We start from the raw sequence: 11,609 nt of genomic DNA, 5'->3' as shown, positions 1-11,609 counted from the left end.
GAAACTGTTTCTTAGTCATTCTTACCTCTTAAGTTATTTGGTCTATTCTAACTTATTACCAAGCAAACCTAACTATTTTTTTGTTCAGTTTTTTCAGGCCATTATAAATTATCGATCAAACTAAATAAACCTATTCCTATTGCTATATGTGTTTCAGGATTGTGGATTAATAAACATCAAGAGGAGTTTTTGTGGCTAATAAAGCAACAAGAAGATGGTTATTTACAAATAACATGGGTTAATCATTCATTCAGCCATCCTTATTTTAAAGATAAACCTCTTGAAGATAATCTCCTTCTTTCTAATAAAGATGATTTTGAAAATGAAGTATTAGAGGCAGGGAAAATATTAGTAAGTTATGATATTGCTCCATCGCCTTTCTTTCGTTTCCCTGGATTAGTTTCTGATCAAACATTAATAGAAAAACTAAAAGATTTAGGATTTATTCCGCTCGGTAGTAATGCTTGGCTTGCTAAAGGCGAAAAAGTTCAGGACGGTTCTTTCATATTAGTACACGGTAATAGTAACGAAAAAGCCGGAATAGATTTAATTATGCCTATGTTACCAGAATTAAAATTACTCCCTATTGAAAAAGCGTTTTTATTACATGACAATTGATTAGTTAAATATTAATTATTTGTTATAATGCTACACAAACGTTTGTTTTCGTCTAATACTTCTAGATTTACTTCGATTAAAGGCGGAGTGAGTAAATGCTTAATGATCTCAGACCATTCTATTAAAATTAAATTACCGTTTAATGCTTCTTCAAATCCAAGTTCATAAATTTCTTCAGGTGATTTTAGACGATAAAGATCATAATGATAGATATAGTCAATTGATCCACGTTCGCTGCTTCGTTGTTCGTCGTCTCGCCTATTAGTATATAGGCTTCGCTCCTCACGCCTGTCATCAAACGAGTCTGAATTGACTAAAGTAAAGTTGTATGCTTTGTATGTTTGCAGTAAGTTAAAGGTTGGGCTTATAATGCTTGTATTTTCACCGCAAAAATATTTAATAATTTCACGACAAAAAAATGTTTTACCGGCTCCAAGGTCACCGTTAAGTAAAACTATATCATTTGGTTTTAAGCTTTGTGCTAAAAGCTTTGCAAGTTTTTTTGTCTCTTCTTCGCTATTTAGTGTATGCATTTTTTAACTTGATTAATCATTTGTAAATATTGATTTTGAAAAGTGTTTGAATCGATATCTTTCACATTCCAATTTTCGCTATTTAATATTATTATTTTAGCGTTTAATTTGTCGTATAATCGTGGATTTTGTTCATTACTTAAAACAAGACATTTGTTATTAGACTCTTTAATTAAATCTTCTAGCTTGCTTATATATCGGAGGCTTTTTTGACTTTCGCTATATAATTTTGCAGTTTTAATATTAGTATTAGCAAAAAAATACTCGCTACTGTCACTTAATAAAATTACGTCTTTTATTGCCCTAAGCTCATTATTTTTAATTTCTTGTAGCTTGTTTAATTCATTAAGTGCTTCTGAAAGGTTATTATTAATATCTTCTTGTAGTTCAGGAAATTTTTTGCTAAATATTTGTGCAAATTCTTGTAGTAAAATCGCAGTATTATTAAGATCAAGCCAAATATGCCAGTTATAGTCGAATGATTTGAATTCACTTAACAAGTCACTCGTCGCTCTCCTATTATCTATAGTCTTCGCTCCTCGCTCCTTGTAATTAAATCCAACTGATTTGACTATATCTTTGATAATGGTTAAAGATTTAATATCACTGATTTTGATAATGCTTTTACTATGATTACTAATTAATTTCTCGGCAAAACCGTCAAATTGTTCATTTATATAAATAGCTATATCGGCATTCTTGACTTTAGCAAGATCGCTTGGCTTTATATTATGGTGATGAGGGCAATCATTATTTACTGCTAAACTCTCTATATCTGCTTTATCTTTAACAAGCATTGAAACAATACTAGCTATTGGTGTAATACTTACAACTATTTTAGGCTTAGCATAGCTAGTAAGGCTGAGGAAGGTAAGGAATATCGTCATTGCGAGCGACTGAAAGGAGCGTGGCAATCTCAGGATTTTAGCACGAGATTGCTTCGTCAAAATTTTCAATTTTTCCTCGCAATGACGATTTAACATACTAGCTCTCATAACTTCTCTAACAACTCCAATTTACTAGGTTTGAAATCCTGCTCTATCCAAAAATTTTTTAGATATTCTAATTTTGTACCTATTTCTTTTTTTTCTATATTCATATTTAATAAATCATTACCGTTTACTTGGAATTTCGGACGTAATAACGTATCATATTTAAGGATAAATTCTTTTACTTGTAAATAATCTAGTTTACCGATTATGCTGGCAGCTAATAAATATTCTGTATAATTCTTTTTTTCAAACCAAATTTTCTTCATATCACATTTAGCATCATTCAGAAAGTTTAGTATCGATAATATTTGCATTGCCTCATGCTTTGAGAATTTCCAGTCGAGAAGAAGCTTTGAATTTACATTTTTTAAATTATATAGTAATAAGGCATAATTAGTTGCTAATTCTAATTCTTTAGTCTGCTCAAAAATTTTTATTTCATAATTTTGGATAGAGAATATTAGTTCTAATATTCCTATTTCAAACATAGCTTCTAAAATTTGTGCTGCTCTTTTTGACACGATAATTTTATCCATCTCGCTTTTTATTCGCTCTCGTGATAAAGTTTTTAAGCCGTCTTTTAAATCTTTACATGCTTTAAATCCTCTATCATCAAGCTGTTTCGCATAATAGCTAGAAAAACGGAAGAAGCGTAGAATTCGCAAATAATCTTCTTTAATTCTATCTAGAGCTTCCCCTATAAATACAACCTTTTCCTCCTGCAAATCCCTAAACCCTTCAAAATAATCGTATATCTCGTTCTTAAATGGACAATAGCTTAAAGCATTAATAGTGAAATCTCGTCTTGCGGCATCTTCGGCGAAATCATTTGTGAATACTACTTTTGCATGCCTGCCATTACATTCAATATCTTTCCTAAGAGTCGTAATCTCAAATTTTTCATTATTTAAAATTGCCGTAATTGTACCGAATTTCAAACCGGTCGGGATAGTTTTTATAGTAGCTTTAGACAAAATATTTGTTACTTCACTCGGTATTAAATCAGTAGCTATATCAATATCGTAGCTATTTTTGCCAAGTAACGCATCTCGCACGCAGCCACCGATAAGCCTTGCTTGTCCTTTTTCATTTAAAAGGCTCAAGATTTTCTTATATTCCTTTGAAGGAATTTTTAATGTTTTATGTATAGTTTGCATTACTTAATTTTACCTATAGTATCGGATAGTTTTTAAAAGAACCTAGGGTCATCAACTCGTTCCTTTATGTCATTCCCGCGTAGGCGGGAATCTAGTACTTTAAAGCTTGTTAAAAGCTCGATTTATCTCGCTTTAGCCTGGATTTCCGCCTACACGGGAATGACATCGAGTAGATTTTACTGTACATTCTTTTTTATTGCAAAAGATAAGTATAACAGGGTTTTTTCTTAAAAAATCTTTATTAATCGTTATTAAACTTCCGCTGCATTTAGCTTTATAATTAAGGTTGATGTGAATTTCGGCGTCTTTACAATAATTGTTCTTATTAAAGATAATTTTTTGTCCATAATTAGTTATAAAAATATTGTCTTTTAAAGGCGATACTAAGCTATCTTTTTGTCCAAACCAATTAGCCCAATATACTCTATTAAATGCCGGTATTTTGTCAGCGTAAATTACTAGTTTATTTTCCTTGTTGTTAACACCTACAGCCATATGATTTACATCAAATATTAATTCCGGCTTTGGAGAGTAAAACATAAATATAAAAGATATTATCATAATTACAAGACCCAGCAAACGCCACGAGGTTTTTCATATACAAATCCAAAAAAAGCCGAATAAAAAAAGTAAAATACTAAAATTGGTGATATAACCGAAATACCATACCGCCGCTGGTAAACTATTAAAATAGGCAGCTGATTTTATTATTATATCAATAAAGAGCCCCATAAGCTTTAGGATATAGCTATCAAACCTAATCATAGTAAAAGGCAGAGATAACAAAGCAAGCGGCATAAGGAAGAATGACGTTATCGGAACAACAATGAGATTAGCGGGTATTGAGTAAGTAGAAAATATAAAGAATTGATTAATTACTACCGGAGCAGTTATAATACTTGCTAAGAAGCTGGAATAAATATTTGAAGCCATGTAAAACTTTACTGCCCCAAAAATGCCTTTATTCTCCCCAATTAGCCATGAATTCTTTAAGTAAAACTCATAACCGGCAACTAGCGATAATACGGCGATAAAGGATAACTGAAAGCTTGGATGAAAAATATATTCGGGGTTTAACGATAATATTATAAAAGCCGCAATTGCAAGTGAACGAAGAGGAAAGCAAGTTCGCCCAATAATAATACCATAAATAAAGATTGCAGCCGTAATAAAAGCTCTAGTTGCTGCAATTTGCATACCGCTTAGCTCTAAATAACTAAAACTTCCTATTAGCGAACAATAGGCAGAGATTAATTTTATATTGAAATTATATGCTAAATAATTTGAGAGATTTAATAAAAATCTTGTAGCAAGGAAAATAATCATCACCACTAAAGATAGATGCAATCCCGAAACACAAAGCACATGCGATATACCGCTTTGCCTCATATCCTGCATGACTTGCCTGTTTAAACCTTTCGTCTCGCCAAGTAATATCGCAGCTGCAAAATTTCCTTTATCTTTTTCTAATTTGTCTATTAAATTATTGTAAATATGAATGCGTATTTTGTAGATAAAGCTATCAAAATTTGTTTCGTTGCGTTCTATAATTTGCGGAGGTGACATCGCATAGCCAGAAGCTCCTATATCTGATAAATAAGCGTAAAACCCAAAATCATATCCACCTGGTAATATACTGGTTTGCGGCTTATAGAGCTTAGCAAGCAAAGTAATTCTGTCATTTACCCTAATTTCTTGTATATGTTTTTTTGGTATACTAATTTTTATTTTCCTTAAATTATTATCGATTTTTTGTATTTCTAGTTCATTTAATACTACTTGTCCTCCTATAATAGTTGGTTTTATAGATTCTATATTGCCGCTAATTTTTGTGATTGTTGGTTTGTAAAGTGTCTTGCCGTGCAAATTTGCCACACGATATTTAGAGATGAATATGCCAAAAATAAAAGCGATAACCATGAGGTAAATAAACTGTAAAAATATATTAGAATTTCTAGTAAAGGTTAATATTAAACAAGCACAAAAAATGATAAAAATTGTTGTAAATGAAAGCTCAAAATCAAGCGAAAAATAAACGATAATACCGCAAATAAAACTAACAAAATACCAAATATTTAAATTATTATACTCTGCTTCCAAAGTTATTTTAAAATATTGTAGCATTTTTAATCAAAAGTTAAAAACGCGCTATATGTCATATCTGTTATATTTTCAATAATTAGAGCAAAATTTTCTTGTAATTAAAAGTTAAGATAAATTAACTTATATATTGCTTTTTATTAACTTACTTATTATAATTCCGAAGTTTATATAAATAAATATTAATTTTAATTGAGATATTTGTAATGAGTAAGTTAATAGAACAAAACCAACCAAAAAAATCAAGATTTTTAAAATATTCTCTCCTTGCCTCTATTTCAGTAGGAGCAATAATTGCAATGCCTTTTGAAGGAATGGCGATGAGCGTTAATCAATTATTTCTTGATGCACTCAATAATAAATTGTTGAATGACTTGTCACAATCAAACGAAAACAAGGATACGACAAATACCCCGCAGCAGATAGGAAAAGTAATGACGGTGCCTTTTGAAGGAGTGGCAAGTAGTGGCAGTACAGAAAGCCTAGTAAGTTTAAGCCAAGAAGATCATAGTAATTCTATAAAGAATGACAATGCTATCAACATATTAAAAAATCGTCCTAAATCTTTTGGTGCTAGTGATAATAAGAAAAAAAGACCTCCTACTAGAAGCAAAACATTTGTAGGCAGTGAAAAAATAGAACAAAGTCAAAATACTTATACTTCTGAACCGACAGTGCAAACGCTTCAAAAACCAGAGAGTATAATAACAGCATCTTCGCCTACTGTTAGCCCAGCTTCAAATAGCTTTGTCACTGCACCTACTATCCAAAATACTACCCTATTATCAGCTCCACAATCACCGGAACATATTTATCAAAATACGCCGCCAAGTACTACGGTATCATCACCGAGTACTCCATATCAGCCTACTCCAAAGTCTAAACCAAATGATGGTGTAAGAGCTAATACAACGCAAAAGCCAAAGGCGGCACGAAAGATATCGTGTAGCGAGCCGCAACAGAAAGTTGCAGTAGAAATTATGAGCCATATACCTGGATATAGGGAAAACGCAGCGAATAAGTTAAGTTCAGTAACAACAGCTATTGAAAAGACATCAGATCAAAAAGGTGGGAAGAAAGCTAGGAAGAAAGCACAGGATATAAAAAAGCAAATAATTTCACAGCAGAAAAATAAAAACAAAATAAAGCAACTTGAAACAGAGTTAGCAAGTAAAAAAAATGAAGCAGATAAATTATCTCAAAAAATAGATATTTTAGTAAATAAGGTAGTTTTAACAAAACCCCAAGAAAAAGCTCCGGTTACAGAGACACCGAAAGCTGGACTATTCTTAAATCAGCAGCAACAACTAGATACGCTTACTCAACAGCAGAGAGTCAATGCTGCTAGACAAGCTAAAGTTAATAGAAAGAAAGCAAAAGCAAATGAAGTAAAAAGAAATAGTGCAGAATACAAAGATCCGATAAATGAAAGAGAGGGAGTTCAATTAGAACAAAATCAACAATATATTGCTGCAGAAAAAACAAAAAAGCAGCAACAAGCAGAGAATGAGCAAAGATCAGAAAGAAAAAAGAAAAGAAAAGAAAAAGCGCGAGATATAGTGAATATCAAGAAAGCTATTGTAGCGAAAATGCAGCAAATATTAAATACTGATACAACATTACATAAGCTGCAAGAATTAAAAGCAGAAGCTATAGAAGATAAAAAGAAAAAACAAGAAGCACAAAATCCGTTATCAGAAATAAAAAAACAAGAAAAAGCTATAAAAACAGCAGCAGATAAAGCTCAAGGAATATTAGAAAAAGCGGAAAAGGAAACAAGTAGAACAGAGATACAAGAGCTGCAAACAAAAATGAACGGTTATTATGAAACAGTAACAAATGGTAAGATTGCCGTAGATATACAAAATCTAGAGAGACTAGTTCTTACTCCGTCAACAACTTCTTCTACTGCTACTATTTATAATAAAGCAAAGCCAATTATGCCGTTAACTCCTGGAGTTCAGGGAATTTTAGGTAAACAACCGGAAGATGAAGATGGGTACTTAGTGCCAATAAAAGCTCAGCCGCAAACTTATATAACAATGTTGCCGACAGACCCTAAAAGTATGGATTCAGGCTTAGGGAGCAGAACTTCAGATACTGAGTTTAGTTCAAACCATAATAGTAATAAAGCATACGAAAATTTGTCGCCGATAGAGCCTGAAAATGAGCAACAACATGAAACGGCCATATCAAGTTCTATGTATAACTATATCCATAATTATATGATGTATAGTGCACAGGAGAGTGATGACAGGTATAAAAGTGCTATGGATAATAGCTTACAGCAGCCAATGAGCTTAGTAACACAAGGCGGAGAGAAATCGTTTATGTATGCAGCAGAGCAAGCTCCAAAAATTACTAATAGCGACATCCAAAGCATGGTATTATCACAATTATTTAAGCTTCAGGATACACAACAAAAAGGTAATTCATATGGTGGTATTCCAAATAATGATGATAATTTAAGCATTCTTTCAAATTTTGAAGAAAAATCAGCAGTGTTACAAACGACGATTACAGATGAAAGCTTGAGATCTGATAAAAATTGGAAAAATCCTGCACCATATTCCTCAAGTCCAGAGTTTGACAAAAAGCAATCAGAGTATTTAGATTTAGCCGACAACATATCTACTCAAAATCCAAAACAATCTGATATATTAGAAGCTCTTGATTTAATAACACCAAAACAAAAGACAACGGCTGCTAAAAGTGACTCATTGAGGAAAAGTAATGTAAGTGGAAGTATTCCGGAGATACAACAACCGCAGTCAGAAAAAATGCATACTGAAACTTTAGATATGCAGAATGATCTAGGGCTAGACTTATCTTCAAAAGAATCACAATTAAAAGAAAAAAGGAAAGCCATAGAAGCAGGATTTTCTTTAAATGAAGAGCATTCAAGCACAGATGTATCATCATCACGTTCCTATTCAGTTGGCGACATAAGCAGTTTACTTAGCGATACAGAGTCAAATCTATCCCGCTCACCTTCAGTTAGTAGCTTAAATGATTTAAGTAGTTCTAATATTATGAAATTAGAAACAACACTTGAAGAGAAAACATTCTATATTAACAAAAATCAAGAACTTTTTTTGACATTATGGCGTGAAGATAACTATGGTCCATTACTCACAGATTTGGGGAATCAAATCTTTAAAGGAGAACAAGAAATACAAAAGTTAGAAGAAGAGAAAAAAATATTAGAGGACAAAGTTACTCCAAATAGCTTAATGGATAAAGCACTAAGGCGTTCACCTTCAGTTAGTAGCCTAAGCAGCTTATCTAGTGACAAAGATTTATTACGGGATAATACAGGAGATATAGGGGCAAGTCATAGTGCAGAATATAGCCGTTCAACTCCAAAACCGTCAAGCTATGTTAGCGATAAAAATTTAAGTGAAAAATTAGCTCGTTTACGGGTATATCAAAAGGTAAAAATTGATAGAAAAAAAGAACTGGAACAATTGCTGAGTACAAGCTCAGAAGCTGATCAAATCGCTCAGCAGATTGAAGAGGTAAAAAAAGGAGAAGAAATTATACGTAAGACCATAGATACATATTTAGCAAATCCATCAATGTTAAATGATGTTTCTTTTGAAGAAATAGATGAAAATCTTAAGCAATTGGGAGCAGGAATTCCCGAATCAGTTATGTATGTCCTTGAATCTGAAGCTCAGGAAGATCCTGAAGCTATTTTGGATGGTTCAACATTACAGAAAATGTTAAGTTCAAATAATGATACAACTATAGATTCTTTGCCATCAGGAGATGAAGAACAAGAAGACACAGAAGTAACAGAATCTGGTATTCAAAAAGCAGGAGATAAAGGGTTACTTGCACTACCTGTATCAAGTAATGATTGTGCATTAGCGTTAAGTGACTGTAGAGAAAAGGAATGTTTAGCATTAGGCGACGGTAGCAAAGATGAGGAAGATGATGAAGGTTATAATTCAGGCTCTGAAGAGGAAGAAGAAACAATTGAGCAATTATCCGATTCTGACGGGGGTAACCTTGAAACAACAGCAATTGATACGGCTATTTCTCTTGAACAGGAAGCAAAAAAAGAAATGCAAACGCAAATTTCAGAAAACGCACCTACTTTAAATCAAGCGAAAGTTGTTAATAGTATTGTAAACAATATGATTCGTAACAGATTAGATGCATCTATAAATATGTCTAATAATATGGTAGCAGTAGGAGCCGGTGATGAAGAGGAAGTCCGTATTAAAAGAGGTTTATGGGTGCGTGGTATGTATGGTATCAACAACCATGGGCGAGTAGAGAATATCAACGGCTATAGAGGTACTAATAAAGGTGCTACTATTGGGTTTGATGTTGAAATCGACAATAATATTGTAGGTATAGCTTACAGTAATGTTCACTCGGTATTTAAATTTAAAAATAGTAAAAATAATGACAAAGAAATTATTGATAGCCATGTAGTTTCTATTTACGGACAAAAAGAATTACCGAAAGATTTTGCACTACAAGCTTTAGTATCTGCTTCTAAAAACTTTATTAAAGATAAAACAACTTATTCATACGGTGATAATAAAATTAGAAGTAATGTAAAGCATCGCAATCATAGTTATAATGCGGAAGCATTACTGAATTATAATTATCTCGTTAAAAACAATCTCGTTATTACTCCAAATATCGGCTTAAGATACGGTAAGTCACGAGACAGGGTATATAATGAAACCGGTATTAACGTACAAGAAATAGCTCTTACAATGAAAGAGAATAACATGTTGTCCGGAATTGTCGGTACTAAAGTTAAAGTACCTTTGAAAGATGCTCTAAAATTTAATAATTTAGGACTAACATTCCAAGGAGCGGTAGAACATAATTTTAAAGAGAAGACCCAAAGAATAAATAGAGTCGTTAAAATATTTGATACTGAATTTAAGCAAAATTATGCAATACCGAAACAACCGAAAACATCCTATAATTTAGGAACAGGTATTATGGGCAGTATCAAAAATACTACTATTTCTTTGGATTATAATTATTATCTAAATAAACATTATCGAAGTCATCAAGGTAGTGTTAAACTTAAGGTAAACCTATAATTTTTATACTTGCAATATTCGCAAAGGTGTTGTATAAAACTTCTAACTTACTGTCGTGCCGTGGTCATAACCACGGTATGACACGATTTTAATACATCTACTTGCCTACTTTAAAATTAAGGCCCCTTCGTCTAGCGGTTAGGACACCACCCTTTCACGGTGGGAACACGGGTTCGAGTCCCGTAGGGGTCACCATTTTATATTTTCCTATAAACTCATAATCTCAAATAATCTAATTTTAAATTCAGAATAAAAATAATAATTGAAAGTAATAACTTATTAATTTATCATATCTCATAAAAATGTGGTTGAAAACACAAAATCATAGTTCAATGTATGTTATACAACCAATAAAATTTTATGAAGTATACTCGATCAATTTGAAAAATTGACTGCGTCGTCTTTGTAAGTCCTCCGGTCCTCACGTATTATTATACGCTGCGGTCCTCGGTTTACAGACCGATTACTCTTTTCCAAGTTGATCTTCGTATACTACTCTTCATTTACTTGTAGTATATACTTATGAAAGCAGATGTGTTTTCTTCAAAAAATCCGGTTAATACAAGTGATTATCAAACAATTATAGCGTGTCTAGAACAGAACGTCCCTTCATTTGTTCATCTAGATTTTAGCAAGCTATCTTTAACGCTTCCGCAGTTAGAGGAAATAGCCGCTAAAATCCAAAATAATAATTTTATCGGTAATGTAAGTTGGGGCAAGATGCCTAATGCTTCTGGCGTTCTTGTACAAAAAATCGAAAGTAAAATTATCTGAAATAATCAAAACTATAAGCACCACCCTACCGACTTTCTACATGGTTTATTTAGTTTACATGCTTATATAGATTCTACGGAAAATGATATTGTAAAATTTACTGTAGAAAAGGAAAATAATGAAAAGGTCAAAACCCGAAATGAACAATTAAAAGACTGGAAACTATTTAAAATATTTAACAAGCCTGAAGTAGGGAGATATTACGCAGTAGCATATATAGTAAATCATATAGTATTAGGTGCAGTAAAAAACTTTTTTAAAGTTTCGTACAAGTTTGCGAATTCAGTAATTTTATTCTTAATCCATCGTTTCATATTAGCCCAGAATTTTTCTATCGGATTTAAATCCGGTGAATATGGC

At 32.3% G+C, this 11,609-nt stretch carries 7 protein-coding genes, 1 tRNA gene and 3 pseudogenes; 4 read left to right on the top strand and 7 right to left on the bottom strand.

The genetic code is table 11. The features are described from left to right. Nucleotides 1–105: 105 nt before the first annotated feature. Nucleotides 106–618: pseudogene (locus tag AC1Z7D_RS03690) on the top strand (polysaccharide deacetylase family protein); the annotation flags it as partial. A gap of 11 nt (nucleotides 619–629) precedes the next feature. Here AC1Z7D_RS03690 and tsaE read toward each other — a convergent pair. The 6 genes and pseudogenes from tsaE to AC1Z7D_RS03660 form a co-directional block, all read right to left on the bottom strand. Beyond that, nucleotides 630–1,151, bottom strand: a complete 522-nt coding sequence (gene tsaE / locus AC1Z7D_RS03685; RefSeq protein WP_482602076.1) for a tRNA (adenosine(37)-N6)-threonylcarbamoyltransferase complex ATPase subunit type 1 TsaE — start codon at nucleotides 1,149–1,151, stop codon at nucleotides 630–632. Continuing rightward, nucleotides 1,139–2,038, bottom strand: coding sequence for a metal ABC transporter solute-binding protein, Zn/Mn family (locus AC1Z7D_RS03680; RefSeq protein WP_482602074.1), 900 nt, complete (start codon nucleotides 2,036–2,038; stop codon nucleotides 1,139–1,141). The genes tsaE and AC1Z7D_RS03680 overlap by 13 nt, the downstream gene beginning before the upstream one ends. Nucleotides 2,039–2,142: 104 nt before the next feature. After that, nucleotides 2,143–3,300: a CCA tRNA nucleotidyltransferase gene (locus AC1Z7D_RS03675; protein ID WP_482602072.1), complete on the bottom strand. Its 1,158-nt coding sequence runs from the start codon at nucleotides 3,298–3,300 to the stop codon at nucleotides 2,143–2,145. A gap of 357 nt (nucleotides 3,301–3,657) precedes the next feature. Beyond that, a pseudogene (locus AC1Z7D_RS03670) lies at nucleotides 3,658–3,861 on the bottom strand (ComEC/Rec2 family competence protein); the annotation flags it as partial. Nucleotides 3,862–3,894: 33 nt separating this feature from the next. Then, nucleotides 3,895–4,689, bottom strand: a complete 795-nt coding sequence (locus AC1Z7D_RS03665) for a ComEC/Rec2 family competence protein (RefSeq protein ID WP_482602078.1) — start codon at nucleotides 4,687–4,689, stop codon at nucleotides 3,895–3,897. Between the two features lie 222 nt (nucleotides 4,690–4,911). Continuing rightward, a pseudogene (locus AC1Z7D_RS03660) lies at nucleotides 4,912–5,424 on the bottom strand (DUF4131 domain-containing protein); the annotation flags it as partial. A gap of 182 nt (nucleotides 5,425–5,606) precedes the next feature. On the opposite strand from AC1Z7D_RS03660, the gene AC1Z7D_RS03655 reads away from it, so the two are divergent. From AC1Z7D_RS03655 to AC1Z7D_RS03645, 3 genes are all read left to right on the top strand, one after another. Further along, complete coding sequence (locus AC1Z7D_RS03655; RefSeq protein ID WP_482602070.1) at nucleotides 5,607–10,475, top strand: autotransporter outer membrane beta-barrel domain-containing protein; 4,869 nt, start codon at nucleotides 5,607–5,609, stop codon at nucleotides 10,473–10,475. 120 nt (nucleotides 10,476–10,595) lie between these two features. After that, nucleotides 10,596–10,670: transfer RNA gene (locus AC1Z7D_RS03650), tRNA-Glu, on the top strand. 327 nt (nucleotides 10,671–10,997) lie between these two features. Further along, a complete protein-coding gene (locus AC1Z7D_RS03645) occupies nucleotides 10,998–11,249 on the top strand; it encodes a hypothetical protein (RefSeq protein WP_482602068.1) in 252 nt (83 codons plus the stop codon). A gap of 224 nt (nucleotides 11,250–11,473) precedes the next feature. Here the strand turns inward: AC1Z7D_RS03645 and AC1Z7D_RS03640 are convergent. Then, a partial coding sequence (locus AC1Z7D_RS03640; RefSeq protein WP_482601297.1) for a transposase occupies nucleotides 11,474–11,609 on the bottom strand: 136 nt, incomplete at its 5' end.

Source organism: Rickettsia sp., assembly GCF_965035265.1.
Note: the sequence above shows the minus strand (reverse complement) of the source record. Positions and strands in the feature narration are given on the sequence as shown.

What these genes read in the sequence shown, in the direction of transcription:
- AC1Z7D_RS03680 (WP_482602074.1), bottom strand. Translation starts at nt 2,038, where the DNA reads ATGACGATATTCCTTACCTTCCTCAGCCTTACTAGCTATGCTAAGCCT.
- AC1Z7D_RS03675 (WP_482602072.1), bottom strand. Translation starts at nt 3,300, where the DNA reads ATGCAAACTATACATAAAACATTAAAAATTCCTTCAAAGGAATATAAG.
- AC1Z7D_RS03655 (WP_482602070.1), top strand. Translation starts at nt 5,607, where the DNA reads ATGAGTAAGTTAATAGAACAAAACCAACCAAAAAAATCAAGATTTTTA.
- AC1Z7D_RS03645 (WP_482602068.1), top strand. Translation starts at nt 10,998, where the DNA reads ATGAAAGCAGATGTGTTTTCTTCAAAAAATCCGGTTAATACAAGTGAT.
- AC1Z7D_RS03665 (WP_482602078.1), bottom strand. Translation starts at nt 4,689, where the DNA reads ATGAGGCAAAGCGGTATATCGCATGTGCTTTGTGTTTCGGGATTGCAT.
- tsaE (WP_482602076.1), bottom strand. Translation starts at nt 1,151, where the DNA reads ATGCATACACTAAATAGCGAAGAAGAGACAAAAAAACTTGCAAAGCTT.